29 protein-coding genes and 1 tRNA gene are annotated in these 25,557 nt (G+C 63.0%); 17 read left to right on the top strand and 13 right to left on the bottom strand.

Annotated features, from left to right (window positions below; genetic code table 11):
* Position 1 precedes the first annotated feature (1 nt).
* Genes LB515_RS13755 through LB515_RS13740 form a run of 4 tightly spaced genes read left to right on the top strand, consistent with a single transcriptional unit; the run spans position 2 to position 2,922 of the window.
* Positions 2 to 646 carry a TadE/TadG family type IV pilus assembly protein gene (locus LB515_RS13755; RefSeq protein WP_224611493.1) on the top strand — a complete coding sequence of 215 codons (645 nt, stop codon included), beginning with the start codon at positions 2 to 4 and terminating at the stop codon, positions 644 to 646.
* Positions 643 to 1,806: a CpaE family protein gene (locus LB515_RS13750; RefSeq protein WP_224708040.1), complete on the top strand. Its 1,164-nt coding sequence runs from the start codon at positions 643 to 645 to the stop codon at positions 1,804 to 1,806. Before LB515_RS13755 ends, LB515_RS13750 begins: the two co-directional genes overlap by 4 nt.
* Complete coding sequence (locus LB515_RS13745) at positions 1,793 to 2,368, top strand: L,D-transpeptidase (RefSeq protein ID WP_224708039.1); 576 nt, start codon at positions 1,793 to 1,795, stop codon at positions 2,366 to 2,368. Before LB515_RS13750 ends, LB515_RS13745 begins: the two co-directional genes overlap by 14 nt.
* A complete protein-coding gene (locus LB515_RS13740; protein ID WP_224708038.1) occupies positions 2,365 to 2,922 on the top strand; it encodes a hypothetical protein in 558 nt (185 codons plus the stop codon). Before LB515_RS13745 ends, LB515_RS13740 begins: the two co-directional genes overlap by 4 nt.
* Positions 2,923 to 2,950: 28 nt before the next feature.
* On the opposite strand, the gene LB515_RS13735 is transcribed toward LB515_RS13740, so the two are convergent.
* The gene (locus tag LB515_RS13735; protein WP_224708037.1) at positions 2,951 to 3,484 is read right to left on the bottom strand and encodes a hypothetical protein; all 534 of its coding nucleotides are present in this window, start codon (positions 3,482 to 3,484) and stop codon (positions 2,951 to 2,953) included.
* 209 nt (positions 3,485 to 3,693) lie between these two features.
* Between LB515_RS13735 and LB515_RS13730 the strand changes: the two genes are divergently transcribed.
* The 3 genes from LB515_RS13730 (at position 3,694) to LB515_RS13720 (ending at position 6,573) form a co-directional block, all read left to right on the top strand.
* Positions 3,694 to 4,398 (top strand): thermonuclease family protein, encoded by a 705-nt coding sequence (locus LB515_RS13730; RefSeq protein WP_224708036.1) that lies wholly within the window; start codon positions 3,694 to 3,696, stop codon positions 4,396 to 4,398.
* Between the two features lie 257 nt (positions 4,399 to 4,655).
* On the top strand, positions 4,656 to 5,402 hold the full coding sequence (locus LB515_RS13725; RefSeq protein ID WP_224708035.1) for a GGDEF domain-containing protein: 747 nt from the start codon (positions 4,656 to 4,658) through the stop codon (positions 5,400 to 5,402).
* Between the two features lie 265 nt (positions 5,403 to 5,667).
* Positions 5,668 to 6,573: a LysR family transcriptional regulator gene (locus tag LB515_RS13720; RefSeq protein ID WP_140847209.1), complete on the top strand. Its 906-nt coding sequence runs from the start codon at positions 5,668 to 5,670 to the stop codon at positions 6,571 to 6,573.
* Here LB515_RS13720 and LB515_RS13715 read toward each other — a convergent pair.
* From LB515_RS13715 to LB515_RS13695, 5 genes are read right to left on the bottom strand one after another with little or no spacing between them, the layout of a single operon-like run.
* Positions 6,557 to 7,354 carry a peroxiredoxin-like family protein gene (locus tag LB515_RS13715; protein WP_411969138.1) on the bottom strand — a complete coding sequence of 266 codons (798 nt, stop codon included), beginning with the start codon at positions 7,352 to 7,354 and terminating at the stop codon, positions 6,557 to 6,559. The two genes, LB515_RS13720 and LB515_RS13715, sit on opposite strands and share 17 nt — an antisense overlap.
* 46 nt (positions 7,355 to 7,400) lie before the next feature.
* Positions 7,401 to 8,747, bottom strand: a complete 1,347-nt coding sequence (locus tag LB515_RS13710; RefSeq protein WP_224708034.1) for a dihydrolipoyl dehydrogenase family protein — start codon at positions 8,745 to 8,747, stop codon at positions 7,401 to 7,403.
* 18 nt (positions 8,748 to 8,765) lie between these two features.
* A complete protein-coding gene (locus LB515_RS13705; RefSeq protein ID WP_224708033.1) occupies positions 8,766 to 10,160 on the bottom strand; it encodes an NAD(P)/FAD-dependent oxidoreductase in 1,395 nt (464 codons plus the stop codon).
* Positions 10,161 to 10,193: 33 nt separating this feature from the next.
* The gene (locus LB515_RS13700) at positions 10,194 to 11,345 is read right to left on the bottom strand and encodes a patatin-like phospholipase family protein (protein ID WP_224549167.1); all 1,152 of its coding nucleotides are present in this window, start codon (positions 11,343 to 11,345) and stop codon (positions 10,194 to 10,196) included.
* A 22-nt stretch (positions 11,346 to 11,367) separates the two neighbouring features.
* Complete coding sequence (locus LB515_RS13695) at positions 11,368 to 12,150, bottom strand: 3-hydroxybutyrate dehydrogenase (protein ID WP_224549156.1); 783 nt, start codon at positions 12,148 to 12,150, stop codon at positions 11,368 to 11,370.
* A gap of 242 nt (positions 12,151 to 12,392) precedes the next feature.
* Between LB515_RS13695 and LB515_RS13690 the strand changes: the two genes are divergently transcribed.
* Positions 12,393 to 13,304, top strand: a complete 912-nt coding sequence (locus LB515_RS13690) for a LysR family transcriptional regulator (RefSeq protein ID WP_224708032.1) — start codon at positions 12,393 to 12,395, stop codon at positions 13,302 to 13,304.
* 52 nt (positions 13,305 to 13,356) lie between these two features.
* On the opposite strand, the gene LB515_RS13685 is transcribed toward LB515_RS13690, so the two are convergent.
* The 6 genes from LB515_RS13685 to LB515_RS13660 all read right to left on the bottom strand — a co-directional run bounded on the left by LB515_RS13685 (position 13,357) and on the right by LB515_RS13660 (position 17,678).
* Positions 13,357 to 13,821 carry a DUF302 domain-containing protein gene (locus tag LB515_RS13685; RefSeq protein ID WP_224549154.1) on the bottom strand — a complete coding sequence of 155 codons (465 nt, stop codon included), beginning with the start codon at positions 13,819 to 13,821 and terminating at the stop codon, positions 13,357 to 13,359.
* A gap of 42 nt (positions 13,822 to 13,863) precedes the next feature.
* Positions 13,864 to 15,066 (bottom strand): MFS transporter, encoded by a 1,203-nt coding sequence (locus tag LB515_RS13680; RefSeq protein WP_224708031.1) that lies wholly within the window; start codon positions 15,064 to 15,066, stop codon positions 13,864 to 13,866.
* Between the two features lie 89 nt (positions 15,067 to 15,155).
* Positions 15,156 to 15,638, bottom strand: coding sequence for a cupin (locus LB515_RS13675; protein ID WP_140700490.1), 483 nt, complete (start codon positions 15,636 to 15,638; stop codon positions 15,156 to 15,158).
* 190 nt (positions 15,639 to 15,828) lie between these two features.
* Positions 15,829 to 16,740, bottom strand: a complete 912-nt coding sequence (locus LB515_RS13670; RefSeq protein WP_140847189.1) for a LysR family transcriptional regulator — start codon at positions 16,738 to 16,740, stop codon at positions 15,829 to 15,831.
* A 205-nt stretch (positions 16,741 to 16,945) separates the two neighbouring features.
* Positions 16,946 to 17,221 (bottom strand): hypothetical protein, encoded by a 276-nt coding sequence (locus LB515_RS13665; RefSeq protein ID WP_140847187.1) that lies wholly within the window; start codon positions 17,219 to 17,221, stop codon positions 16,946 to 16,948.
* Between the two features lie 181 nt (positions 17,222 to 17,402).
* Entirely contained in the window at positions 17,403 to 17,678 is a 276-nt protein-coding gene (locus LB515_RS13660) for a hypothetical protein (RefSeq protein WP_224708030.1), read from the bottom strand.
* 196 nt (positions 17,679 to 17,874) lie between these two features.
* Here LB515_RS13660 and LB515_RS13655 point away from each other — a divergent pair, with 196 nt between their 5' ends.
* From LB515_RS13655 to LB515_RS13635, 5 genes are all read left to right on the top strand, one after another.
* On the top strand, positions 17,875 to 18,753 hold the full coding sequence (locus LB515_RS13655) for a patatin-like phospholipase family protein (protein WP_224708029.1): 879 nt from the start codon (positions 17,875 to 17,877) through the stop codon (positions 18,751 to 18,753).
* A 232-nt stretch (positions 18,754 to 18,985) separates the two neighbouring features.
* Positions 18,986 to 19,255, top strand: coding sequence for a DUF2282 domain-containing protein (locus tag LB515_RS13650; RefSeq protein ID WP_140700495.1), 270 nt, complete (start codon positions 18,986 to 18,988; stop codon positions 19,253 to 19,255).
* Positions 19,256 to 19,298: 43 nt separating this feature from the next.
* Positions 19,299 to 20,333, top strand: a complete 1,035-nt coding sequence (locus LB515_RS13645; protein WP_224708028.1) for a DUF692 domain-containing protein — start codon at positions 19,299 to 19,301, stop codon at positions 20,331 to 20,333.
* Positions 20,320 to 21,120, top strand: coding sequence for a DNA-binding domain-containing protein (locus tag LB515_RS13640; protein ID WP_224708027.1), 801 nt, complete (start codon positions 20,320 to 20,322; stop codon positions 21,118 to 21,120). The genes LB515_RS13645 and LB515_RS13640 overlap by 14 nt, the downstream gene beginning before the upstream one ends.
* Positions 21,117 to 21,593, top strand: a complete 477-nt coding sequence (locus LB515_RS13635; protein ID WP_411969137.1) for a DoxX family protein — start codon at positions 21,117 to 21,119, stop codon at positions 21,591 to 21,593. The genes LB515_RS13640 and LB515_RS13635 overlap by 4 nt, the downstream gene beginning before the upstream one ends.
* A 135-nt stretch (positions 21,594 to 21,728) precedes the next feature.
* On the opposite strand, the gene LB515_RS13630 is transcribed toward LB515_RS13635, so the two are convergent.
* Positions 21,729 to 21,803: transfer RNA gene (locus LB515_RS13630), tRNA-Thr, on the bottom strand.
* Positions 21,804 to 22,025: 222 nt separating this feature from the next.
* On the opposite strand from LB515_RS13630, the gene LB515_RS13625 reads away from it, so the two are divergent.
* The 4 genes from LB515_RS13625 to hisD all read left to right on the top strand — a co-directional run bounded on the left by LB515_RS13625 (position 22,026) and on the right by hisD (position 25,557).
* Complete coding sequence (locus tag LB515_RS13625; RefSeq protein ID WP_224708053.1) at positions 22,026 to 22,298, top strand: hypothetical protein; 273 nt, start codon at positions 22,026 to 22,028, stop codon at positions 22,296 to 22,298.
* 140 nt (positions 22,299 to 22,438) lie between these two features.
* The gene (murA, locus tag LB515_RS13620) at positions 22,439 to 23,731 is read left to right on the top strand and encodes a UDP-N-acetylglucosamine 1-carboxyvinyltransferase (RefSeq protein WP_224708026.1); all 1,293 of its coding nucleotides are present in this window, start codon (positions 22,439 to 22,441) and stop codon (positions 23,729 to 23,731) included.
* A gap of 92 nt (positions 23,732 to 23,823) precedes the next feature.
* Entirely contained in the window at positions 23,824 to 24,258 is a 435-nt protein-coding gene (locus LB515_RS13615; protein WP_095765704.1) for a DUF2948 family protein, read from the top strand.
* A 6-nt stretch (positions 24,259 to 24,264) separates the two neighbouring features.
* Complete coding sequence (gene hisD / locus LB515_RS13610; RefSeq protein WP_224708025.1) at positions 24,265 to 25,557, top strand: histidinol dehydrogenase; 1,293 nt, start codon at positions 24,265 to 24,267, stop codon at positions 25,555 to 25,557.

The following is a 25,557-nucleotide window of genomic DNA, read 5'->3' as shown; positions in this document are numbered from 1 at the left end:
AATGCAGAGCCTCGTTACGTTCAGAAAAGACGAAGCCGGCGCGGCAATGGTGGAGTTCACCATCGTCATGACATTGCTGTTCACGCTTACTCTTGGTTTCGTTGACTTCGGCTATGCATTGTACCAATGGAACGCCGCCACAAAGGCCGTTGAAGCAGGCGCTCGCTTGGCTTCTATTTCAGCCCCGGTGGCGCCTGAGATCACCACCGCCGGACTCGCGACCTCACCCGGTGACCCGATCCCTGTTGGTAACTACAACTATACCTGCAATGGCGCGACCAGCACCTGCACATGCACCGGCGCGGGATGTGTGGCGGGCACGTTTACCCTGGCGAACTTCAATCGCATCTTCCGCGGCGATGCCAGCGGCACTGGAACCTGCCCAGCGCTGGCCGCAGGGCAGCGGCCAGGCATGTGTCATTTCTTTCCAAGGCTGCAACCAGCCAACGTCGTCGTCAAATACACGGCGACCGGTCTCGGCTATTACACTCGCGCCGGCGGATCCGTGCCGACCATCAGTGTCAGCCTGCAGAATGTCACCTTTCAATTCTTCTTCCTGGGCGGACTGCTCGGCTTCAACAACATCACCATGCCCTCGATGCTGAGCACGGCTACGGGCGAAGACATGAAGAGCACATGGCCATGAACGCCATCGACACCAGAGTCCTCCCCACAAAACGCAAGCAGGTGGCGCTGTTTTCCGGCGATGCGAATTTCAAGCGCGATGTCACCACGCGGCTCGATGCGCTGGCGATCTACGACGTCAAGGTCTCGGATGCGGCCGAGTTCCTCAAAGGGCCGCCTGTCGACAGCCGGCCCGGCATCATCATTCTCGATCTGGCCAATGGCGAGCTGCTCGGCAATCCGGCAATCGTCGAGGCGCGTGCGGCCTGGGCGTCGGTGCCGCTGATCGCGATCTCCGACGAGCTCACCTCCGAGCAGACGCGCGTTCTGGTGCGAATGAACGCGTCCGACTGGCTGCACAAGCCGCTCGACGCCAAGGAGCTGCTCAACGCCGTCACCTTCCACGACACCGGCAGCCAGGGCACCAAGAGCCGCATCGTCACCTTCATTGCCGCCAGCGGCGGCGCCGGCGCCACCACGCTGGCGATCTCGGCGGCCGAGTATCTCGCCTCGAAATCGGCCGAGCGGGCGGCCGCGACCTGCCTCGTCGATCTCGACTTCCAGAGCGCCAATTGCGGCGCCTATCTCAACCAGTTCAACCAGTTCGACCTCTCCGGCATCATCGGCCAGCCGGACCGGCTCGATGTCGAGCTGATGGACGTCATCAAATTGTCGCGGCCTTCCGGCCTGACGCTCTATTCCTTCGAGCGGCCGCAACTGCCGTTCGAGCCGCGCGGCTCCGACTTCGTCTTCAGGCTGCTCGATCTCGTCGCCTACCGCTTCGACGACATCGTCATCGACCTGCCCAACATCGAGACGCCGTGGCACGATTCGGTGCTGCGCACGAGCGACGAGATCTTCATCGTCTTCGAGCTCAACGTCGCTTCGCTGAGGCAAGGCAAGCGGCTCTACAAGAAGATCCGCGAATTGCGCGGCAACAAGGTCAGCATCACGCTGGTGGCCAACAAGCACAAGCGCAAATGGTTCGGCAACCACTTCTCGCGCAGCGAGCTGGAGAAGATCTTCAAGGCGCCGCACATCAAGTCGCTGGCGCTGGACAACGCGCTTCTGGCCGACGCGCTGAACCGCGCCATCCTGCCTTCCGAGGTGGACGGACGCGCGCGCTTCAACAAGGACTTGAAACGCATGTTCAAGGAGCGGCTGGACAATGCCCAGCGCTAGACTTCGCATCGTCGGGCGTCTTGCCGCGGCCGGCCTGATCGGCATCGCGCTGGCGTCGGCCTGCGGTTTGGCGCAAGCCGGATCGGGCCTGCCGCCGCTGCCGGCCATGGGCCCCAGCCTGCGCAAGGCGGTCGCCTTCGAGACCCGTGAGCAGGCCGGCACGATCGTCATCCGCAAAAACGAGAAGGCGCTCTATCTGGTGACGGCAGCGGGGCATGCGCTGCGCTACCAGATCAGCGTCGGCCGCGACGGCTTCGGCTGGACCGGAACGGTCAAAATCGCTTCCAAGACCGAATGGCCGGAATGGCGCCCGCCCAGGGAAATGCGCGCGCGCCGGCCGGAGCTGCCGGCGATGGTGCCGGCCGGTCCCTACAATCCGCTCGGCGCCAGGGCGCTTTATCTGTCGCGCGACGGGCGCGACACGCTCTATCGCATCCATGGCACCAACGATCCCAAGGGCGTCGGTTTCGACGGCACGTCCGGATGCTTCCGGCTGACGAACACCGATGTGATCGATCTCTTCAAACGCGTCGCGGTGGGCGCAAAGGTGGTGGTTGAATGACGATGATCAGCGAGCCGGACGTCCCGGCAATCGAACTCGGTCATAGGGAAGCCGCTCCGGGAAAGCCCAGCCGGGCCAGGCTGATCGGCGTCGTGGCGGTGGGTGCGTTGCTCGTCACCGTCGTCAATGTGACAGCCGCGGTCTATCTCTATCGCGGCGTCAGCGACTTGAAGACGATGGAGGCGCGGCTGGAACAGCTCGGTCAGTTCGAGCAGCGGATCGGCGCCCGTATCGACACCGTCAATAACGGTTTCCAGAGCCGGTTCGAGACGCTGGACCATCAGTTGCAGGCGAATTTCGGCCGGATCAATGGCAATATCGCCAAGCTTGAGCAAGGCCAGCCCGTCGCCGCCAGCGAGCCGGCGCCCGGCGCGGCCGAGCCTGCCCTGCTCGACAACACCACGGTGGCGGATGCGTCTGCGGCCGACGGAGACGCTGGCGCCGGAGACGGACAGCCCGCGTTCAAGCGCAAGGTCGCGCCTCCGGGGCCCAACCCGTCCTACCAGCGCATCCAGCAGCCCGACGGCAAGGTCTATTACAAGAAGATCAACTGAGCAGGCGGTCTTCGCCTAGACCGGCAGGTTACAGATCGCGCTGCAGCGCAAGCATGCGGACAGCGCGGGCTTCGGCACGCAGCTTTGCCTCGCGCAGAAACGCGACATGGCAGTAGGCGCATGCCGCGAGACCGAGGCACAGCACCAGGCAGTTCTGCAAGCTTAGGTCGACCATCACCGAGAACTGAAGGCCATGGGGCGTGACGAAGGCGGCGATCGTGCTCGCCGTTTCCGCGTGGCTGCTCAGCGCCATCATGGACGCGGCGAAAATGATTGCAGCATGATTGGCGATGAAGAAACCGCCGGACCATTTTGAGCAGCTTGCCATCCAGCAGGCGCCCGCCGCGAAGACAATGATGGCCGCATCGAGCGCCATCGATCCGCCGAGATAGACGTGCACCTGCTGCCAGAACATGGTCGAGAACGGCCGCAGCTCGAGCCAGGCATGCCACGCAGCGGGGCTCGCCGGATAGAAGCCGAGAAGCAGCGCCGCCGCTCGCTCCGCCGCCAGCAAAATGAGCACCAGGGCCGGAAAGGCAAAAAGCAGTATCGGCTTGCGCATCATGTCATCCCCTCGACATCCGATGGCCGATTCTAGGCCGCATTGGTTGCGCGAGACTTAACGCAACGCCTTGCTTTTCAAGGAATGTCGCTCACATCTAATGTATGGTCCGATTCAGCGGTCGGGGGTGACGCCATGTCGACAGGAGCTAACGGGTCGGGCTCAGGCTGCACCGCCGGCTATCGGCACGATCCCGCGAGGGTCCACGCGTGAACCAGGTGAGCCCGTCCGGCCGCCCGCTGCTGGCGTCCGCGCTCGGCGGTCTCGGTCTGCTCGCAGGCATGGTGCTGATCGTCGAGGGTGGCCGCCTGCTGCCGCCCGCTTCGATCGCACCGGCTCAGGACGCCGGCGACCTGAAGCCGGCCTTTCATGGCCCGATCCATGACGCGCGGCCAGGCCGGCCGACGCGCAAGATCGCCGAGGACCTCATTGCGCCGCCGCCGCTCGACCCATCCGGGATCGAGCGCATCGAACCGCGTCCTCCGCTTAGCGAGCTCGGACTTGCGCCGCGGCCGCAGACGCCGATGCCGCAGGATTGGCGCGAGACGCTGCTTTTCCGTCCCGTCGCGACCTCCTCGGCGGTCGTCGAAGCCATGGGACGCACCGTCGCCATCAGCGGGACGGTCGACATAGGCCCCGACAGGACCTGCATGTTCGACGACACCGCCTGGCCCTGCGGCCAGCGGGCGCGGGCCGCCTTCAACGCTTGGCTGCGCGGACGAGCCCTGAAATGCCTCCTGCCGCCGGACATCGACCGTTTTGCCATCGCCGCGCCCTGCGCGCTCGGCACGCAGGATGTCGGCGCCTGGCTGGTTTCCAACGGCTGGGCGATGGCCGCTCCCACAGGCATTTACGGCAAGGCGGAGGTGGTGGCGAGAACCGCCCGGATGGGCATTTTCGGCCCACCGCAATAGTGCTGCCGCGCAAAGCCGGCGGCCGGTTTCCTCGCGGACTTGCGTGAAAGCAGAATGGTCAGGGGAGTTCAGCACTTCTAAAACCTGTACTGGGCCGACGACCTGGCAGGTCGTCAGCCACCGACCGCGGCCGCCGGTGTGCCGGATCCGGCGCTTGCCATGGAGAACATGCCGACTTGCATCAAATTGTACGTTTCCCTGACACCGAAATCGTAACGGACCTCCTGTATGCCATGCGTCGAACAGGAGATTGGCCCTTGACTGCGAAAACACCGACCGCGCCGGTTCAAACGTGGAAGCACCTCATCTTGCTGGCCGCGCTTGGCACCGCCGCCTGCGTCGCGCTTTCGCTCGGGTTGAACTACCTGCTGCTTTTCAGCGACAGCCTGACGCCATTCGGCCGCGGGGCAATTACGGCAATCATCGTGCCGATCGTCATCGGTCTGCCGTTGTTTGCCCTGCTCGGCTGGCAACAGGTGGAGATCCGCCGCTACCGGCAGGAACTCACCAGATCCGGCACCTACGACCAGCTGACCGGCTGCCTGAACGGCAAGGTGTTCACCTCGATGGTCGACCGGAGGGCGCAGAGACCGGCCGGTCCGCGCTCCGGCGCCTTTCTGGTCATCCATCCGGAACATCTGGCATCGATCAACCTGCGCTTCGGTCTCGAATGGGGCGACGAGGCCTTGCGGCTGATCGCATCGGCCATCCGATCCGCGGTGCGCAAGGACGATCTGATCGGCCGGATCGGAACCTCGATGTTCGGCGTCTTCCTGCCGGGCGCGAGCGAAGAGGACGCCAAGGACATCGGCGAGCGCATTCGCGGCACGGTCGGCGAGATCTACTTCGCGCCCAAAGGCGACAAGGACGTGCTTGCGATCAAAGTCGGCGGCGTCATTTTCGAGCGGGAGCTGGATTTCGAGGACATGTTCCGCTTCGCGGAGGAAGGCATGGCCGAGATCCCGGACGAAGCCGGCCTGCGGCTGTCGCATGTCACCAACTGAGCCGGCGCGATCGCCCGACACGCCCACCAGATGTTTCGGAAAGCCGGTGCTGCGAGAGGATTGAACTTCCGCTAATTCAATAAAAACAATATTTTACACTATGTTTTCCAGCATTGTGACGATCGACAAGGTGAACCTGCTGGACAATTGTCTTGCGGGCAAACCCCAGCAAATCACCCCTCGACCTTGCTTGGATTTCCGCTAGCATGGCCGCGAATTAGCTGTTCCTGAAGAAATCGAATTTCGCTGAAGGGGGCGAAAATTCATGGAGATGCAGCAGGTCCGCTATTTCTTGGCCCTGTCCAACACGTTGAACTTCACCAGAGCGGCCGAGGAATGCAACGTCACTCAGCCGGCGCTTACGCGCGCGATCAAGACGCTTGAAGAAGAACTCGGTGGCGAGCTCCTCCGGCGAGAGCGTCAGCACTCGCACCTGACGGAACTTGGACGGCGGATGCTGCCCTTGCTGCAACAATGCTATGACGCGGCCACTTCCGCCAAGTCATTGGCCAAGGCTGTGCAAAGCAGTGACGTTGCGCCGCTCAATGTGACCATTTCGAATAGTATCAACATTGCGCTGCTGGTTTCGCCGTTCACCGAGCTCTTTCGGGCTTATCCCGGTGTGCATCTCAAAATCCACCGTGGCTCGCCGGCGGCTGTGATCGAGGCGCTAAAGGGCGGTGAAGTAGAGTTGGCGATTGCCGGCCCCCTTGGACAGGCTTGGGACCGCCTGGACGTGTGGCCTCTGTTCCAGGAAGGGATCGAACTCGCGGTAAATTCAGATCACCCGCTCGCCCGGCGAAATGAGGCTGATGTCGCGCTGGCTCAGCTCGCCGCCGAACCTGTGCTCAGCCGGATCGATTGGGAGACGAGCGAGGAACTAGCGCGTTGTCTTTCCGCAAAAGGGTATACACCCCGGACCGCGCATGAAGTCGAGACCGATCAGGATCTCCTTGCGCTGCTTGAGGCCAATGCCGGAGTTGGCTTTGTCTCGCTTACGGCACCGCGATCCTCGAACATCCGCCGGCTCAAACTTCGCGATCTGGACGTCTCGCGGATCGTTTCGGTTTATGCGGTCGCCGGCAGGCAGCGCGCACCTGTCGCGACGACGCTGCTCAATCTCTTGCGAGCGGCCGACTGGTCATCCTTTGGCGTCAGCGAGCCCGCCTGAGCGCCGCGATCAGGTCGTCGATGTCCATGCGACGGCGGTAGTCCGGATCGACGAAGCGGTCGGTGATGATCCCGTCGGTTCCGACGACGAATGTGGCCGGGATCGGCAGGAACCAGCTGGAGTTGCCCTGGTAGCTTGGGAGGTCATAGGCAACGCCCATCAACCGCTCCATTTCGGTTCCGATCCATATTGCCAGGTTAAGAGACAGGGCGTAGCCATTGTCCATATCGGTCAGGAAGGGGAAGCTTGCGCCAACCGCGGCCTTCATCGCCCTGGCGAATTTGCCTCGCTCGGGCATGATCGCCACGATTTGCCCGGCCAATGCCGCGATCTCCTGCTGCGCTTCGACGATGCCGATCGCGTTCAAACGGCAGTAAGGGCACCAATGCCCGCGCTGGAAGGTGATCACAGCGGGCCCTTGGAGCAGGATGTCGGCCAAGCCAACCAGCCTGCCTTCGTCGTCAGGCAGCAGGAATGGCGGCATGACATCGCCGGGCTTTGGCGCCGCCGCTCCGGCACCCTGCTTCTCCAGGCGTTCCACCAGCCGATCTACAGCGTCCGCGAACTCCGAGTTTAGGCGGCGGACCGCCGCGGCAACCACCGCCAGCCGTTCATTGAGAGGCGCATCAAGGTCGATGGCTGCCTGGACGGACTGCTCGAATGTCATTGCCTGGTCGTCGGCGGCCATGTCTGCACTTTCATACCTCGCACACAGCCTATCACCGTAACCCCTCGGCAGTTGCCATGTTTTTCCTGCATGGATTTGATGCCCCACCTGCATCGACACATGCCAGATCTGTGTCTTCTTCGCTGACCGAGGCGACGCGTTACATCATGTTCCTGATATCCGCTGCGAAGGTCGGGAAAGCGCAGACCATCTCAGACAGCTCTCGTGCCGTGATGCCGTGCTTCATCGCGAGCGCAAATATGTGGATCAGCTCTTCGCCGGCATGGCCGACCAGGTGAGCCCCAAGGATCCTGTCTGTCGTTTCCTCGACGATGATCTTCGACCATGCTACCGGCTCGGCGTAAGTCCTGGCCGAAAGCCAGCCTTGCATGTCGTTCGAGCGGACTTTGATGATGAAGCCGCGTTCCCTCGCCTTGGCCTCGGTCAAACCGACGGTTGCCACGGCCGGAATGCTGTAGAGCGAGGCAGGTATGTGACTGTAGTCGGGCCGATGTTTCGGGCCGTCGACGATATTGCGGCCGACGATGCCGCCCTCGTAGGTCGCTATCGGCGAAAGCTGCGGAGAATTCCAGACCGCGTCGCCGCAGACATAGACGTCCGGGTTGGAACGGGACCTCAGATGATCGTCGATCTCGATGCGGCCTTCGCGATGCACGATGACGCCGGCGCCGAGATCGAGGCCCTCGACATTGGCAACGCGCCCGGCGCAATTGACGGCCCGATCTGCGTCCACCCGGTATTCGGCGCCATCCTTCGCGAAGCTCACCCGCAGTCGCCCGTCGACCTCCTCGATCTTCTTGACCCAGGCCTTGGTATGGATGCTGATACCCAGGCGCTCGCTCTCGCCAAGGAGCTGAGCAACGGCATCCACGTCGAAGCTTCCCAGAAGCTGCGGCAGCGCCTCTAGGATCGTGACTTCGACGCCGGCGCGCGCATAGACGTGACCCAGCTCGAAAGCGATAACGCCACCGCCAATGAACACCACGGCGCGAGGCAGCGTCGGATCGCTCAGCACATCGTCCGATGTCGTCAGGAATTCCGAGCCCGGAATCGGCATTGGGCGCGGCTTCGAGCCGGTGGCGATGACGATGTTCCTGGCCTCGAATTCTCGACCGCCGACGCGGATGGCGTTGCTGGCGACAAATGCGGCCTCGCCGTAGATGACGTCGACGCCTCGCTTGGCCATCAAACCGGACAATCGGGACGGGATATCCCTGATGATGTCCTTTTCCCGCTCGATCAAGCCTCGCCAATCTAGCCGCGGCGGTTCGATCCTTATTGCATGATCGCCGGCCCTCGCGATCTCGTCGAGCGCGTGGGCTGCCGCGACCAGCACCTTCTTCGGAGTGCAGCCGCGATTGGGACAGGTGCCGCCAAGATCGCGAGCCTCTACCATGGCGACGGAAAGTCCGGCGGCGTGCGTCGCCACCGTCACGCCCATTCCGGCATTGCCGCCGCCCAGGATCACGACATCATACTTTTCCATCGCATCGCCTCCGCCGCTCTAATGAAGCTTGATGCGCGGTCTGGCGCGCCTGACGATCATCTCGCCGATCGAAGCCAGCGTTGTCTGCGCCAGGCCGTGCACCGCCTTGAGATGCATCTTGTGCAGCGTGCGGTAGACGAGCCTTGCAATGAGACCTTCGATCTTCAGTCCCCCGATCAGGCTGCCGAACGTACCGTAGTCGGCGAGTGAGACGAGGGAACCATAGTCGCGGTAGCGATACGCCGGCGGGGCCCGCCCCGCGAGACGCGCCGCAATCACCTTGGCCATGTGGCCTGCCTGCTGATGGGCTGTCTGGGCACGCGGCGGCAAGGCGTTTTCTTCGCCCGGGAGAACGCAGTTCGCGCAGTCGCCAATCGCGAACACATTCTCGTCTGCGACCGTGCGCAAGGTTTCATCGACGATCAGGCGGTTGATGCGATCGGTTTCGAGACCTTCGAGACCCTTCAGGAAATCCGGCGCCTTGATACCGGCCGCCCAGACGACCAGTTCGGCAGGCACAAAGAGCTTGTCGCCGAGCCGTATACCGTCTTCGGTCACTTCAGTGACCTTGATCCCGCAGCGTATCTGCACGCCCAGCTTGATCAGCAAGCGTGCCGTGGCGCGCGCCATCTGCTCAGGCAGCGCAGGCAGGATTCTCGGTCCGGCTTCGACGATGGTGATGCGGATCAGCCTTTCGAAATCGATGTTGTCGAGATTATGCGACGCAATCTCGCGCATCGACTTGTGAAGTTCCGCTGCCAGCTCGACGCCGGTGGCGCCGGCGCCGACAATGACGCAATGGAGCTGACCAGGTGAAAGCTGCTCATACTGCGCATTGGCGCGCAGGCAGGCGTCGATCATGCGCTTGTTGAAGCGGGCCGCCTGTTCCGCGGTATCGAGCGAAATCGCATGGCGCGCGGCGCCCCGCGTGCCGAAGTCATTGGTCACGCTGCCAACGGCCATGACCAGCGTGTCGTAGCCCAGAACGCGCGGCGGGATGACCTGGCGACCGTCATCGTCGAAGCTGGGCGCAACGAAAACCTGGCGTTTGGCACGATCGATGCCGACGACCTCGCCAATGCGGTATCGGTAGCCGTGGCGGCTGGCATGGGCGATGTATTCGACCGCGTCGCGCGATGCACTCAAGGCGCCGGATGCCACCTCATGCAACAGCGGCTTCCAGATATGGGTGCGGTTTCGGTCGACAAGCGTGACGGAAAGCCGCCGGCTGCCGAACTTGCGGCCGAGGCGCGTCGCCAGTTCCAGGCCGCCCGCGCCGCCGCCTACAATGATCACGCGGTGCAATGACTTGTCCGCGTGCGTGCGAGTCTCCGGGATCGTGCGGAACAGCGCAGCATTGTTGGCGAGCACAGCTTCCGGGATCAACCGCATGCCGGGGGTGACAATCTGCATCGGTGGTCTCCGTATCTTGCTCGGCGCGGCACGTCACTCTTGGGATTCGTGGATCACGATGCCTTGCAGCATGTCGACCTCGCATTCCCAGGGCTTGTCAGCGAGGACGCGCTGCCCATGCTCGTATCCTGCCTGCCAGCGCGTGCGTATGCCCGAGCGGGTGAAGTCGATGTCCTTGGTGTGGTCCTCGCCGTCCAGTCGCGGCGAAAGCAGGCGAACGAGATGCATGACCGACGGGCAGCCATAGGAGGCGAGCTCCTTGAACATCGGATCCTCGCGACGCTCCTCCGGCACGAGCCTTCCCAATTCGCGCACGACATGCCGCAACCGATGCAGTTGCTCCTGCCGTGCAACGTGGCTCCGGCCGCGGCTGGCATATTGAAGGTCCTTCTGTCGCCCCATGACCTGCCAGATCGATTTCGGCTCGTTGGCGCGGGGCTGCCACATGTTGACGGCAAAGATCAGCGCGTCACGCCGAGGGCGCTCGTCCAGCACGACCTCAATGGGCGTGTTCGAATAGATGCCGCCGTCCCAATAGGGCTCGCCGTCGATGCAGACTGCTGGAAACGCCGGCGGCAAGGCACCCGACGCCATGACATGCGCCGCCGACAGGATCATCTCGCGCGTGTCGAAATATTTGAGCTCGCTGGTGTTGACGTTGACCGCGCCGACCGTCAGCCGCGTGTGGCGCCCGTTGAGATAGTCGAAGTCGATCAGATTGCTGAGCGTCCTCTTGAGCGGATCCGTAGTGTAATAGGATGCGTTCTCGACACCGACCTCGCGGTTGACTCCGAACATGGCGCTTGGGTTCGGCTCGAAGAACCCCGGGATGCCGCGCATCACCGTGCCCATATTGGCAAAAATGTTGCTTGGAACCATCATCCGGAAAAACTCGTCGAATGGACTGCTGCGGCTGACGCCGTCCCAGAATTCCTGCAGCCTGGCCAGACGCACGCCGGGCTCGTTTCCAGCAATCAGCGCGGCGTTGATGGCGCCGATGGACGTGCCGATGACCCAGTCCGGTTCGATGCCGCCCTCGACCAGCGCCTGGTAGACGCCGGCCTGGTAGGCGCCGAGCGCGCCGCCGCCTTGAAGGACAAGAACGGTCTGACGCTTGACTTCGCCCTGATGGCCGATCGCCGGTCCTGCTTGCGGGGCGGACAGGTTTTGCGTGATCTTGTTCATCGCCTTCGCTCCTCGTGCGGGTCTAGTGAGCGGTCCAGCCGCCTTCGATCGGCATGACGGCACCGGTGATCGAGGCCGCGTCGTCCGACGCCAGGAACAGGCAGAGCGCGGCAACCTGCTCGACCGTGACGAACTGCTTGGTCGGCTGCGCTGCCAGCAGAACATCCTTGATCACCTGCTGCTCGGTGATGCCGCGCGCCTTGGCGGTATCCGGTATCTGCTTCTCGACCAGCGGCGTGAGCACGTAGCCGGGGCAAACGGCGTTGACCGTGATGCCCTGTTCGGCAACCTCCAACGCGACTGCCTTGGTCAGGCCGGCGACACCGTGCTTGGCAGCGACATAGGCGGATTTATAAGGCGATGCGACGAGCGCGTGCGCCGAGGCCACGTTGATGATGCGACCCCATTTGCGCGCCTTCATCGCCTGCAAGGCGCGCCGGATCGTATAGAACGAAGACATGAGATCGATCGCCACCACCGCTTCCCATTTCTCGATCGGGAAGTCATCGATCGGCGCGACATGCTGAATGCCGGCGTTGTTGACCAGTATGTCGACGGCGCCGAACTCGGCGATGGCCTTGTCCATCATCGCCGTGATGGCGTCGCCCTTGCTCATGTCGGCATTGTCGTATCGAACGGCGACCTGATGATCGGCCGCAAGCTTGGCCCGCAGGCGTTCGATCTCGGCGGCGTCGCCAAAGCCGTTCAGAACGATGTTGCAGCCCTCGGCCGCGAAGGCTTCGGCAATGCCTTGCCCGATGCCGCTGGTCGAACCGGTGATGAGCGCTGTCTTGCCTTTGAGCATCGTCTTGTCCTTCCGATTGCGCTATGAGCGACGGGGTGCGGGCCGGCTCTGGATCTGACGATGAGTATGGTGAACCGCCGCAAGCTGCGGAAATGCCGTTGAGACATGGATTCGATAGCTGACGGTCAGATCGTCGGCTGTGGAGGTCGATCGACCGCTCGGGTTGTTTGACGTCAGGGCAGCTAGTAAGATTGCATGGCACCCGGGCCGTGCCGTATGCACGTCCAGTGAGGGAGCGTGCAGTGGAGATCAGCCAGGTCCGATACTTCTTGGCCGTCGCCAAGGAACTGAATTTCACGCGGGCGGCCGAGCAGTGCAATGTCACGCAGCCGGCGCTGTCGCGCGCCATCAAACTCCTGGAAGATGAATTCGGCGGGCCGCTTTTCCACCGTGAGCGCCGTTTCACTCACCTCACCGAGCTCGGCCGCATGGTTGAGACCTATCTCGAGGGAGTCTTCGAGAACTCTCGCCAGGCAAAGCAGATTGCCGAGCAATATGTGAGCCTGAAGAAGATGCCGCTCAAGGTCGGCATCATGAGCACCATCGCTCCGGACGAGATCATCGAGCTCATCGCGGCCGTGCGCGCGCACCACCCTGGCGTCGAGTTGCATCTTTGCGATGCGGACGCGGTAAGCCTCAGGAGAAGGCTGATCGGGGGTGAGCTCGAGGCTGCCATCTATGCGTTGCCTTCAGACGCCCCCGACGAAGAAGTGCACGCCCTGCCGCTTTTCCAGGAGCAGATGGTTATGGCTGTTCACCTGACCCATCGCCTTGCCAATCAGCGCGCGGTGCGGGTGAAGGATATGAGCAACGAAAGCTATATCCACCGCAACAATTGCGAGTTCGCCGGCTACGCGGATGCCATCCTTGCCGAACAAGGCGTCACGGTCAGCCCGGTATACTGGAGCGATCGTGACGACTGGACATTGGCGATGATCGCCGCCGGGCTCGGCTTCGGCTTCATGCCCGAGCATACCGCCAAGCATCCTGGCGTGGTGCCTCTGCCGATCACGGAGCCGGAATTCTGGCGGGAGGTCAATCTCGTCACGGTGCGCGGCCGCAGGCATTCGCCCGCGGTCGGCGCATTGGTGCGAGAGGCCACGCAGAAGAAATGGTTTGGCGAGCGGGCTAAAGCGTTGTCCGCCGCCGAATAGGGTCGCCAGGCAAGGCAGCGTGCTTTGCATGCCGGGCAATGCTTTTCCGCATTCAGTTCCTCTTGACGGTTGAGGTCACCGACTGGATGACTTCCGTCGCCATCTTGAACTGCGCGGTGCGGTCGGTGATGCCGTGCCGCTTGGCGATCCAGTCGAAATCGCTGTAGGCGGCGTAAACCGAGCCGTCGGCGCTCTGGTAAACCAACACTCTCACAGGCCAGTCGAGCCCGGCTTCGGGATTGGAGGTGATGAAGGTGGTGCCGAGCGCCGGATTGCCGAACATGACGAGCCGCGACGGCCTGACATCGTTGCCCGCATTCTTGCCAAGCTGTGCCTGGTCGATGACGCCGAAGAACTTGATGCCTTTCTTGAGCACGTCCTTCTTGATACGGGCGACGGTTTCGGCGACGGAATAGTCGCTCTTGACTGTGACGACGCCGTCCGAAGCCGTAGCCGGGAGGGCAGCAGCCATCAGCATGGCTGCGCCTGCAAACAGAGCTTTAAGATGGTTGGTCATGTCGGTCTCCTTGGTTGGACAACTAAGTTTCGATTTCAGGTCTCAGGCCTTCGGCGTTTGCAGCACGCGCGCGATCGCGATCGCACTGGCGAGAACCGCGGCCAGCACGATCACGCATGCGGTCCAGCCGACACGGTCGTAGATCTGTCCGATGAGGAAGCTGCCGGCGAGCCCGCCCGCGTAGTAGGACGCGAGATAGATGCCGCTCGCGGCGGCGCGATCGCGCGACGCGGTCCGGCTGACATGTCCCGTGGCTATCGCTTGAGCCAGGAAGGTGCCGACGGCGACCAGCGCCATCCCGGCGAGGACGACCGGAAGGCTGGGTGCGAGCAGCAGAAGCAAACCGATGATCGCCAGCCCAAGCGTCGCGCCCACCCCCATTTTCGGGCCCAGGCCTGAGGCCACGCGCCCGGCGAGCGGAGTGGTCAGCATCGATGGCAAGAAGACGAAATAGACTGCGCCAAGCGCCATGGGGGTCAGCGAAAGCGGCACCGCGACAAGCTGAAAATTCACATAGGTGAACGTGCCGATAAAGACGAACAGGATCAAAAAGCCGATCGCGAAGCAGGCACGCAGCTCGGCGTTCCGCAACGGGGCTTTCCAGGCGCCGCGGGCGGGCTGACCTTCGGCGTCGGCGCGCATCATTGCCGAGGTCTTTTGCAACGTGAACCAGACAAGGGTGGCGCCGAGCAGATTAAGCGCGGCGAAGGTCAGAAAGTTGGTGGAGATGCCGAACGTGTCGGCGACGGCCGCCGACATCAACCGGCCGAAAAAGTTGCTGGCAACATTCCCCGTCACATAGGCCGCAAGCGCGCTCGTCGTCTGCCGCGCCGAAAAATGCTCCGCCAGGTAGGCCATGGTGAGCGTGAACGCAGTCGACATGCAAAGGCCTTGCACCACGCGCAGCAGCGCGAAGACCACAATATTGTCCGTCTGCGACAGCAGCGCCGTCGGGATCGCCAGGATGGCCAGGCTGATCCAGATGCCGTTGCGGCGGTCGATGCCGCGCCCAAAGAGAGCGACGGCAATCCCGGCCACCGCCATGCCGAAGGTGCTGGCGTTGACGGCAAAGCCCATGGTGGCGCGGCTGACGCCGAATTTCACCACCAGCGACGGCAGGATGGCTTGGGTGGCGAACAGATCGACAAGCGTCAGGAACGCAATCAGCGCGATCAGGCCGAAGCGCCAGCTATCCGCGGCCGCCATGCGAAGCCGCGTCGGTTCGGAATGCTCACTGGTCGTCATGACAGGCTCCGTTGCCACGTCCTCAGGCAATCGCCCGAGGACGGGCTTTTGGTTTCTGATGCCGGGATATCTTCACCGCGACGAGCGGCTTACATCATGTGGTCTTCATGCATCGCCGGCGGCAGGACGTCGGCGGAATAGAGGACGGCCGGAACCTTGCCGTTGTTCTTCCACCAGTGGGCGAGTTGGCCGAACTCGGCGGTCGCGTCGCCGGCCGGATGCTCGATGCCGACCTTGCAGGTGCTGGCGTATTCAGTGATCGAGCCTTCGACGACTATAATGTTGGCAGGGCGGACATTGTGCTCATGCCACGGCACGACACCGCCGGGCTGAACGACGAGCTTGCGAAGGCGCAGCATGTTGCCTTTCCAGGCCTCGCCCTTGCTGCTCAGATCGATTGCGGAAAGCACCGTGTCGGTCACGCCGACCGGCTTGCTGGGATGTTCCTGAATATCAGTCGTGGCGGCCTGGCCGGCAGGGCAGTCGCCTGCGAAAGCCGGGGCCGCGGAAAATGCAGCGGTCGCGGACAGCATGCCCAGCGCGAAGGCAAGGTTGAGTTTCTTGGTAGCCATCTCGTCTTTCTCCTTTGTCGGTGCCCAATCGCGGGAGGCGGGGCATGACGAGGAGAGTGACCGGAGGCTCCTCCAAAGAGAAATGCTGACTGGCTCTTAAATCGATACCTGAAAACTATCGTGGTTCATCATACCGGCGCAGCAATCCGCGCCACGACAGACCATGGCGTCGGTTCTTTTCTTCGACTTGCTATGCAGCCGTTTTCCTAACCAGATCGATGCCGCTTTCCGGCCAGCTGTGCGCCTTCACGCTGTTGACGAAGGTTGATGTGGCCGGCGAGAACCGGCGCCCGGCCACGACGACAAGCGATACCTCTCGCCAAACCTCCGGATCTATGACGGGCCTGACCTGCAATCCCGGGATGACGGCGCTGAACTCCGGGATGAAGCAGATGCCCAGCCCGCCGGAGACCATGTTTTGAATCCAGTCTTCGCGTTCGCTGGCGTAGGAGATCCTGAGCTTCACGCCACGTTCATTGCAAAGGCCCGCAAGATAGTCGCGATACTCGCAGTTCAGGCGCCTGAGATAGTTCTCGCCGTCGAGCTCCGAGATGGCGACATTGTCGTTTCGGGCCAGCCGATGCCCGTTGGGAAACGCGAGCACGAACCGCTCGCGGTAGAGGGGCGTGACATCGAACCTCTCCGGAAAGCTGTTGCTCGACGCCATGATGGCGACATCGATCTCACCCGCTTCCAGCAACTGCGACAGGGATGCCGGGACCCCCTCGACAAGCTGCAGCTGGATGCCCTGCTGGCGTCGGTTGAAGTCCGTCAGCAGCCCAGTGAATCGCCGCGGACCGATCGTGCACATCACCCCAACCTTGAGATTTGCATTCTCCAGGCAAAGAAACCTCGACGCCTCCTGGCGAACGCCGGTCACCTCATCGAGAATCTGCTGAAATCTGGGGCGGAGCAAAGCGCCCAAATCGGTGAGGTGCGTCAGATTCCGCTCGCGGCGAAACAACAGTCCGCCGACCTCATCCTCGAGCTGCTGGATGGCGCGCGAGAGCGCCGGCTGGGTAACGTTGCACTTCTCGCCTGCGCGCGTGAAATTCCGGGTTTCGCAGACGGCCAGGAAATAGCGGATGTGATGAATGTCCATGCGGGTCGTCCCTCAACTGCATCTGCAGGCTCGAACCCTGCCGCAATGCATTCCATCACGCCAATGCACGGGGGGTATAAAGTCGATAGCAATCGGTCATGATGAGCTTCCGGCGAATGCTCTCGCTTTCTCAAAAGCATGATGGCGAGCAAGCTGCTCGCCATCATGCCGCCGTCCGATGTTGCCCGAAACGGTTGTCGAGCGCTCAGTTGGCGCCGCCGAGCGCCTGGAGGTTGGCGCAGAATTCGGCGTGCGGCTTGCTCATCGCCGCATCCTGGCACTCCTTCATCATCGCACCCTGCTTGTCCTTCGACATCGCGTCCCAGGCGGCCTTGAATTCAGCCTTGGGCTTCATCGTCTTCATGCTGGCGTCGGTGAAGAAGGGCTGCATGTTGGACGGCTCGTCGAGCGCGCCGGCGAACGCAGCGCTGCCGAGCATGGAAAGTGCAAATGCGCCGATGCAGATGGCTTTGATATTCATGGTGGGATCCTTCTCCGGAGTTGTGCAATCGCCCCTTTGACGACTGCGTTGATGACCGGCAGCATTTTGGAACTCTATTGTTCCCGCTTGCCGAGGTGGACCTTGCTTCATCCGGCGCTCAATTCGCCAATGCCATCTGCGAATGGGGTTTATGCCGGTTCTGCATTCCGGGCGTGCGCCGCTAATTGGCTCCGCCCAAAACAAGCACGTTGGCGCAGTATTGTGCGTGGGGTTTGCGTTGCGCCGGGTCGTTGCACGCCTTCGTCATCTTGACCCGGTCATGCTTTGACAGAGCAAACCAGGCCTTCTTAAACCCGGCCATCGGTTTCATCGTCTTCATCGTGGAGTCTGCATAGAAGGTCGGGAATGCAGCGAGGTCGCTGAACGGGTCGGCGGACGCCGGGCTCACGCCAAGACAAACGGCAAGCACAGCCACACAGGCAAGTTGTCTTCTCATCATTCATCTCCCTTCCAGGCGCGGCTCCGGCAACGGCGCCAGCCTGATCGGGATGAAGATTGTCGCGCGCGGGGGCCGGCAGCCAATGCAATCTGCCTATGGACTTCATGCCACCTTGGCATTTCGGCTGAACAAGAAGATGCGGCAGTCTCTCTCCAATCGCCCTTGCTGGCGACCTTGGGATGGAGACCAGGCCATGCTTGCCCAGTCCGCAGTGAGCACAGTCCAATCGATCACGTCAGCGACGGATCTTATCACGTCAGTGACGGATCCTAATGTCGATGGCCGGACGATCGACATCGTGCTGGCAAACGACGCGCATGCCGCTTTCGTCTGGGGTGTGCTCGATCGGCTGCTGGACGAGCCGAACTGCAGCGTGAGCGGCGTTACCGCGTCGGGCTTTGCAGCGATGCAGGCGGCGGTCTTTGCTTATGGGCTGACCGTCGGCGGAAGGCGCGGCGCGCGGACGGCGCTCGCCAATTTCTGGCGGCGCGTCAGCCATGCCTCGATGTTCGCCATCGATGAAACGAGCCTGCTTAGATCGATGCTGGAACAGTCGATCGACCTTCAGCCTATCCGCGACGAAGACTGCCCGGTGAAGCTGCGCGTCGTGGCCGTCAATGCCCGCACAGATGCGGTGAAGATATTCTCGGACGAACAGTTGTCGGTAAACGCGATCGTGGCGGCAGCCACTGTTCCGTTCCTTTCGCCGGCCATTGAGATTGACGGCGATCTCTATTGGGGCGACGGCGACATCTCGCAACTGCCGCCTGCGGCATCGATCGGAGCCTGCCATCGTGTGGTGGTCAGCGGCAAGCCGTCGATATTCATGGCGCGCTGTCCGGATCGCAGCCCCGGCGCCACCCAATGCGTGACCGGATGCGCCCCGGTTCAAAGCATCTTCGACAGCCACTATCGGGCTGGAGCTCCGTTGCTTGTGAGGCCCTGGATCGACTGGGGCGAGCTGACTGACATTCGCGACAGGGGACGGCAATGTGCCGAAGACTGGCTTGCCGCTGATCTTTCCAGCACCGACGAGCGCCCGGCTAACGACTGCAGAACCCAATACATCTAGGCGCTTTCCTCCCGCCTAGCCGCGCCTGCTTCGCATACTCCCGAATGCAGGCGCCAGGCCCTCCGGTTCCCGGCCGGAGGGCCTTTTCGCGCCGCCCTCGGCATATCGTGGCCCGCTTATCAATTCCATGCCGAGACAGCATTTCAGCTCGGCATGGCGATCGTGGAAACTGATCTGCAGACGGGCCTCAGGGCCGGTCTTTCCGTCGAAACGCCAACCAGGAGACAAGCCTGTGATCAACACCAAGACCCTTATCGGTTCGGCCCTCGCGGCCGCCACCTCGCTCGCCGCCACGGCGGCATATAGCGGTCCCGCCGCCAAGCCCGGCTTCGCCTTCGAGAAGTGCTACGGCGTCGTCAAGGCAGGCCAGAACGACTGCCAGACCGCGACGCATTCATGCGCCGGCACTTCCACCGCCGACAACCAGCCAGACTCCTGGCTCTACGTGCCGGCCGGCAGCTGCGCGAAGATTTCCGGGGGCAGCGACAAGCCCAAGGCCTAGCCGACTTTCCACCTCGAGCAATCAGACCAGAAGGAGGAGACCGATGTCCAATATGTTTTCGCCACTCGCAATCCCCGCATCGGCGGGCATCGGTCTTCGCTCGCCCCACATCGCGGAGATGCTGACGCGGCGCCCGTCCGCAGGCTGGCTCGAGGTCCACGCCGAGAACTACATGGGCGACGGCGCGGGCGTCCAGGCGCTGGAAAGACTGCGCCAGACCTACCCGCTGTCCGTGCATGGCGTCGGTCTATCGCTGGGCAGCGCGCAAGGCCTGGATCGCGACCATCTCGAAAGGCTGCGCAAGGTCTGCGAGCGCTTTCAGCCCGATCTGGTTTCCGAGCACCTTGCCTGGAGCGTCGCCGACGGGGCCTATCTCAACGATCTTCTGCCGTTGCGCTATGACGAAGAGGCGCTGGCGATCGTTGCCCGCAACGTCGAGACGGTTCAGGACACGCTGAAGCGACGCGTGCTGATCGAGAACCTGTCGGCCTACCTGGCATTCGCGGACTCCTCGATGAACGAGGCCGAGTTCCTGGCGGCGCTCGTGGCGCGAACTGGCTGCGGCCTACTGCTCGACGTCAACAATGTCCAGGTCTCCGCGCACAACCTGCAATATGACGCCAAGGCATTCATCGACGCCCTGCCGGAAGAGGCTATCGGCGAGATCCATCTCGCCGGCCATGCGACCAACCAGGTCGGAACCGACACCGTGCTGATCGACGATCATGGCTCGCGCGTGCCGCCGGTCGTCTGGGCGCTCTACCGGCATGCCGTGGATCGGCTTGGGCCGCGCCCGACATTGATCGAGTGGGATACCGACGTTCCCGTTCTCGACGTGCTGCTGGGCGAAGCGATGTGGGCCGACATGCTGACCGCATCGATCATGTTCAGCCGCAAGCAGGCGGTGCGGCGCGAGCAAACGGCAGAAGCCCGAGCGATGCCGATCCGCCTGCCGATCGAAGCCGAAACGACAACCAGCATGCCCGTCCTTGCGGCGTTCGCGGCTGCCAGAACCGCGAGGCCATCCGTCTCCCTGGCGCTGCCTCCGCTCGAGGAGGAATACCATGCTGCCGCTTGAGCACCTGCAGACCACGACGGCGCGCTCGGTGCTGGCCAAGGATCCAACGATCGCCGCGAGATTGCTGACCGCGGGAAAGGCCGATCCGCTAGCCCGCCTGCGCATCTACCAGAACAACACCCGCAGCTCGCTGACAGCGGTGCTGATGGCGGTTTTTCCGGTCACGGTTCGCCTGGTCGACGAACGTTTCTTCCGCTACGCGGCGAGCGAGTTCATTCGACGCCATCCGCCGACGGAATCGCGGCTGGCGCGCTATGGCGCCGGCTTCCCGCGCTTCCTCAAATCAACCGACACGCTGTCCGACATGCCGATCGTTGCCGAAACGGCGCGGCTCGAATGGGCCATAGCCGAGGCGCTCGATGCACCTTCGTCGCAGCCCCGCAGCCTCGCCGAATGCGACAACACCGAGCTCGGCCCGTCGCCAGATATCGTGTTGCAGCCTTCGCTGCGGCTGATCATTTCGCACTGGTCGATCCTTTCGGTATGGACCGCGCATCAGCAGGAAGGACCCGTCGACCAGAACAGCGCCTGGACAAGGCGCCCCGAACGCGTGGCGTTGTGGCGGTCAGGGGATAACGTGCGACTTGCTCTGCTCGACCGTGCGAGCCTCGCCTTCTGGCATTCGCTGAAGCATGGTCTCGGCCTTGAGCATGCCACCGGCCGTGCGTTGGCCCTCGACCCTGCCTTCGATCTGGTTTCCGCCCTTATGCGTCTGTTCGGCGACGGTCTCGTCACCAATGTGCGCGTCGCCGCGAATTTCCTCTCAAACACATGGAGACAGTCATGAGCGCAGCATCAGAACATTCCTCGTCCATGCCGGCCGGCCTTGTCGGCCTCTACAGGCGCGCCATCAAGCTGCCCGAACATATTCCATTTTCGCTGGTCCAACTCGCTGCGCGCGTGGCGGTGGCGCATGTCTTCTGGCAATCGGCCCAGAGCAAGCTCGCCTCGTGGCCAGTGACGCTGCAGTTGTTCGCAAACGAATACAACCTGCCGTTCATCGATCCTTCGATCGCGGCGCCATTGGCGACAACGGCCGAAATCACAGGCTCGGTGTTGATCTTTTTTGGACTGTTCTCGCGCCTGGCGGCCCTGATGCTGCTCGGCGTCGTCTCCGTCATCCAGCTCTTCGTCTATCCCGAGAACTGGGCCGAGCACCTGTTGTGGGCCTCGTTGCTGCTTCTCGTGCTGACGCGCGGCGCCGGCATTTTCTCGCTCGACTATGTCGCGGAGCGGAACCTTTCGGCGTCCGGCGGATGAACATCGCGACGGGTGAGGCTATCGCTTACCCCCCGTGCTCGCGGACTTTGACGATAGTCATGTGTTGAAATCGGCGCGAAAGACAGACGCAGACCTTTAGCTCTCAAGAGCTTCAGCAAATTCAAAGGGATAGGCTGGTGCTGCGAGAGAGGATTGAACTCTCGACCTCTCCCTTACCAAGGGAGTGCTCTACCACTGAGCTACCGCAGCCTGCGATGGCGGCGCTTCTGCCATATCGAACCGGTAAGCGCAAGGCCAAGAAAAACCCAAAGCGTCGCATGTGATTCCCGCCGGCAATTATGCGGTTTGGGGCGGCATGGGCGGCTGATCCACAGGATGAACCCGACTTTCGGCCCGCTTTCATGACATGGCCGCGCGAAAATGCTAGCCATGCGGAATCGCGGCCGGCTGACCGCCGGTCAGGAATGGACGATGGACGACAAGGCAAATCCACCGAAAAAAGGCGGCGGCGAGCGCAAGGACCGGCTGGCCGAGGCGCTGCGCGCCAATTTGCAGAAGCGCAAGATGCAGGCACGTTCGCGACGGGTTGGCGACGCTAACAAGCAGCGCGCCCGCGACCGTGACAAGCACCGCACTGGCGACGTTCACAAGCAACGCGCCGGTGACGCTGACGAACAGCGCGCTGCCGATCCCAACGATCGGCCGGAAGAGTTGCCGGCTGCAGGAAAAATGCACAAGGACTGACCAAATCAGCCATACTGGCCGGCCACAGTCGGTCCGGTTTTAGGAAAATCGTATTTCTTGAACCAAGCCGACCAATAGTCTAAGCCGGGCACACTCAAACCGATTGAAGCGGCCTGTTCGGGCCGAGGGGACATTTTCTCATGGATCGCATCAGAATTGTCGGCGGCAACGAGCTTGCCGGCACCATTCCGATCTCGGGCGCCAAGAACGCGGCATTGCCGCTGATGATCGCCTCACTGCTCACCGACGACACGCTGACGCTGGAAAACGTGCCGCATCTTGCCGATGTCGAGCAGCTGATCCGCATCCTCGGCAATCACGGCGTCGATTATTCCGTCAACGGCCGGCGCGAAAAGCAGCAGGAAGGCTATTCGCGCACCATCAATTTTTCCGCCCGCAACATCGTCGACACCACCGCTCCCTACGAGCTGGTCTCGAAGATGCGCGCTTCCTTCTGGGTGATCGGGCCGTTGCTTGCCCGCATGGGCGAGGCCAAGGTGTCGCTGCCCGGCGGCTGCGCCATCGGCACGCGCCCGGTCGACCTGTTCCTCGAGGGCCTGCAGGCTCTCGGCGCAGAGCTCGACGTCGACAATGGCTATGTCATCGCCAAGACCCAGAATGGCCGCCTCATCGGCAATCGCTACGTGTTCCCGAAGGTCTCGGTCGGCGCCACCCATGTGCTGATGATGGCGGCCTCGCTCGCCAAGGGCGAGACGGTGCTGGAGAACGCCGCCTGCGAGCCGGAAATCGTCAATCTCGCCGAATGCCTGATCGCCATGGGCGCCAAGATCCATGGCGCCGGCACCTCGACCATCACCATTCATGGCGTCGAGGCGCTGTCGGGGGCGCGCGTGCGCGTCATCCCCGACCGCATCGAGACCGGCACCTATGCCATGGCCGTCGCCATGACCGGCGGCGACGTGATGCTCGCCGGCGCCCGGCCCGATCTGCTGCAGACCGCGCTCGACGTGCTTGTCGAGACCGGGGCCGAGATCACGCCGACCAATGAGGGCATCCGCGTCAAGCGCAACGGCTCAGGCATTGCGCCGGTCGACGTGACCACCGCCCCCTTCCCCGCCTTCCCGACCGACCTGCAGGCGCAGTTCATGGGTTTGATGACGATGGCCAAGGGCAAATCGCGCATCACCGAAACGATCTTCGAGAACCGCTTCATGCATGTGCAGGAGCTGGCACGGCTGGGCGCCCACATCACGCTTTCCGGCCAGACAGCGATCGTCGACGGCGTCGCCAGGCTGAAGGGCGCGCCCGTCATGGCGACCGACCTGCGCGCCTCGGTGTCGCTGGTGATCGCCGGCCTGGCCGCCGAAGGCGAGACCACGGTCAACCGCGTCTATCACCTTGATCGCGGCTTCGAGAGGCTGGAAGAGAAGCTCTCCGGTTGCGGCGCGGTGATCGAGCGCATTTCGGGCTGACGCTTCGCAGCATTCTTTCCCAGCGGTTGCGCCGAGCGGAAAGACCGCATAACAGAACGTTGAATTGTCAACGTTCAGGGTGCGCATTCCGCATGGCAGCTCTCAAGCTCATCGCGCTCGACGACCAGGATCTGAGCATCGTCTCGGCGCATGTCCAGGACGCCGTGATGAAGGTCTCCGACCTCGAATATCTGCCGGCGGCCAAGCGCTTCGTGCTGACCATGAACCGCTTCGTCTGGGAAGCGAAATCCGGCTTGTTCCGCCAGCACAACGAACGCCGGCAGAGCGTTCTGCATTTCGACCGCGTGCTCGGCGCCAAGACCAACGGCATTGCGCGCGACAAGCCGGCCGAGGTGCTGTCGCTGCTGGCGGTCAGCTTCATCGCCATCAGCAAGCCGGCCGGCATCGTCGAGCTGATCTTTTCGGGCGGCGGCACCATTATGCTTGACGTCGAATGCATCGAGGCCAGGCTTGCCGATATCGGCGGCTCCTGGGAAGCCACCTCGCGCCCCCTGCACAGAGGCTGAAGCGCGATGGCGATAACGCTCCGACAGCAGGACGCCGATTTCGAACAGCGTTTTTCGGCCTTCCTCACCACCAAGCGCGAGGTGTCGGCCGATGTCGAGGCCGTGGTGCGCGACATCATCGCCCGCGTGCGCGCCGAAGGCGACAAGGCGCTTGTCGATTACACGCTGAAGTTCGACAAAGCCGATCTCAACACGCTCGGCATCGCGGTGTCGAAGGACGACATCGCCAAGGCCTATGAAGCGGCCGATCCGGCGACCGTCGAGGCGCTCAAATTCGCGCGCGACCGCATCCGCTCGCATCACGAGCGACAGAAGCCGACGGACGATCGCTATACGGATGCCGCAGGCGTCGAGCTCGGCTCGCGCTGGACGGCGATCGAAGCCGTCGGCCTTTACGTGCCGGGCGGCACGGCGAGCTATCCAAGCTCGGTGCTGATGAACGCGGTGCCGGCCAGGGTCGCCGGCGTCGAGCGCATCGTCATCGTCGTGCCGGCCTCGGGCGGCGTCATCAATCCGCTGGTGCTGGTGGCAGCCGACCTTGCCGGCGTTTCGGAGATCTACCGCGTCGGCGGCGCGCAGGCCGTTGCAGCGCTTGCCTACGGCACCGAGACGATCAGGCCGGTCGCCAAGATCGTCGGTCCGGGCAACGCCTATGTCGCGGCGGCCAAGCGCCAGGTGTTCGGCACGGTCGGCATCGACATGATCGCCGGGCCGTCGGAAGTGCTGGTGGTGGCCGATGCCGACAACGATCCGGACTGGATCGCGGCCGACCTTTTGGCGCAAGCCGAGCATGATGTTTCGGCGCAGTCGATCCTGATCACCGACGAGCCGGAATTCGGCAAGGCGGTCGAGCAGGCGGTCGAGCGCCAGCTGAAAGTTCTGCCGCGCGGCGAGACGGCCGGGGCCAGCTGGCGCGATTTCGGCGCGGTGATCCTGGTGCCGACGCTCGAGGCCTCTCTGCCGCTGGTCGACAGGATCGCGGCCGAGCATGTCGAGCTCGCCTTCGACGACGCCGAGGCATTCCTTTCCAGGATGCGCAACGCGGGCGCCGTGTTTATCGGCCGCCATACGCCGGAAGTCATCGGCGATTATGTCGGCGGCTCCAACCACGTCTTGCCGACGGCGCGGTCGGCGCGTTTCTCGTCGGGTCTGTCCGTGCTCGATTTCGTCAAGCGCAGCTCGATCCTGAAGCTCGGCCCGGAGCAGCTCAAGGCGCTGGCGCCCGCCGCGATCGCGCTCGCCAAGGCCGAAGGGCTCGATGCCCATGCCCGCTCCGTCGCGATCAGGTTGAACATGTAA

The sequence above is a fragment of the Mesorhizobium sp. CA15 genome (assembly GCF_020165215.1).
Lineage (GTDB): Bacteria > Pseudomonadota > Alphaproteobacteria > Rhizobiales > Rhizobiaceae > Mesorhizobium.
Note: the sequence above shows the minus strand (reverse complement) of the source record. Positions and strands in the feature narration are given on the sequence as shown.

Bases quoted from the DNA above. Each gene is read 5' to 3' on its own strand.
- LB515_RS13755 (WP_224611493.1), top strand. From the start codon at position 2: ATGCAGAGCCTCGTTACGTTCAGAAAAGACGAAGCCGGCGCGGCAATG.
- LB515_RS13750 (WP_224708040.1), top strand. From the start codon at position 643: ATGAACGCCATCGACACCAGAGTCCTCCCCACAAAACGCAAGCAGGTG.
- LB515_RS13745 (WP_224708039.1), top strand. From the start codon at position 1,793: ATGCCCAGCGCTAGACTTCGCATCGTCGGGCGTCTTGCCGCGGCCGGC.
- LB515_RS13740 (WP_224708038.1), top strand. From the start codon at position 2,365: ATGACGATGATCAGCGAGCCGGACGTCCCGGCAATCGAACTCGGTCAT.
- LB515_RS13735 (WP_224708037.1), bottom strand. From the start codon at position 3,484: ATGCGCAAGCCGATACTGCTTTTTGCCTTTCCGGCCCTGGTGCTCATT.
- LB515_RS13720 (WP_140847209.1), top strand. From the start codon at position 5,668: ATGGAGATGCAGCAGGTCCGCTATTTCTTGGCCCTGTCCAACACGTTG.
- LB515_RS13715 (WP_411969138.1), bottom strand. From the start codon at position 7,354: ATGCAGGTGGGGCATCAAATCCATGCAGGAAAAACATGGCAACTGCCG.
- LB515_RS13710 (WP_224708034.1), bottom strand. From the start codon at position 8,747: ATGGAAAAGTATGATGTCGTGATCCTGGGCGGCGGCAATGCCGGAATG.
- LB515_RS13705 (WP_224708033.1), bottom strand. From the start codon at position 10,160: ATGCAGATTGTCACCCCCGGCATGCGGTTGATCCCGGAAGCTGTGCTC.
- LB515_RS13700 (WP_224549167.1), bottom strand. From the start codon at position 11,345: ATGAACAAGATCACGCAAAACCTGTCCGCCCCGCAAGCAGGACCGGCG.
- LB515_RS13695 (WP_224549156.1), bottom strand. From the start codon at position 12,150: ATGCTCAAAGGCAAGACAGCGCTCATCACCGGTTCGACCAGCGGCATC.
- LB515_RS13685 (WP_224549154.1), bottom strand. From the start codon at position 13,821: ATGACCAACCATCTTAAAGCTCTGTTTGCAGGCGCAGCCATGCTGATG.
- LB515_RS13680 (WP_224708031.1), bottom strand. From the start codon at position 15,066: ATGACGACCAGTGAGCATTCCGAACCGACGCGGCTTCGCATGGCGGCC.
- LB515_RS13675 (WP_140700490.1), bottom strand. From the start codon at position 15,638: ATGGCTACCAAGAAACTCAACCTTGCCTTCGCGCTGGGCATGCTGTCC.
- LB515_RS13670 (WP_140847189.1), bottom strand. From the start codon at position 16,740: ATGGACATTCATCACATCCGCTATTTCCTGGCCGTCTGCGAAACCCGG.
- LB515_RS13665 (WP_140847187.1), bottom strand. From the start codon at position 17,221: ATGAATATCAAAGCCATCTGCATCGGCGCATTTGCACTTTCCATGCTC.
- LB515_RS13660 (WP_224708030.1), bottom strand. From the start codon at position 17,678: ATGAGAAGACAACTTGCCTGTGTGGCTGTGCTTGCCGTTTGTCTTGGC.
- LB515_RS13655 (WP_224708029.1), top strand. From the start codon at position 17,875: ATGCTTGCCCAGTCCGCAGTGAGCACAGTCCAATCGATCACGTCAGCG.
- LB515_RS13645 (WP_224708028.1), top strand. From the start codon at position 19,299: ATGTCCAATATGTTTTCGCCACTCGCAATCCCCGCATCGGCGGGCATC.
- LB515_RS13640 (WP_224708027.1), top strand. From the start codon at position 20,320: ATGCTGCCGCTTGAGCACCTGCAGACCACGACGGCGCGCTCGGTGCTG.
- LB515_RS13635 (WP_411969137.1), top strand. From the start codon at position 21,117: ATGAGCGCAGCATCAGAACATTCCTCGTCCATGCCGGCCGGCCTTGTC.
- LB515_RS13625 (WP_224708053.1), top strand. From the start codon at position 22,026: ATGGACGACAAGGCAAATCCACCGAAAAAAGGCGGCGGCGAGCGCAAG.
- murA (WP_224708026.1), top strand. From the start codon at position 22,439: ATGGATCGCATCAGAATTGTCGGCGGCAACGAGCTTGCCGGCACCATT.
- LB515_RS13615 (WP_095765704.1), top strand. From the start codon at position 23,824: ATGGCAGCTCTCAAGCTCATCGCGCTCGACGACCAGGATCTGAGCATC.
- hisD (WP_224708025.1), top strand. From the start codon at position 24,265: ATGGCGATAACGCTCCGACAGCAGGACGCCGATTTCGAACAGCGTTTT.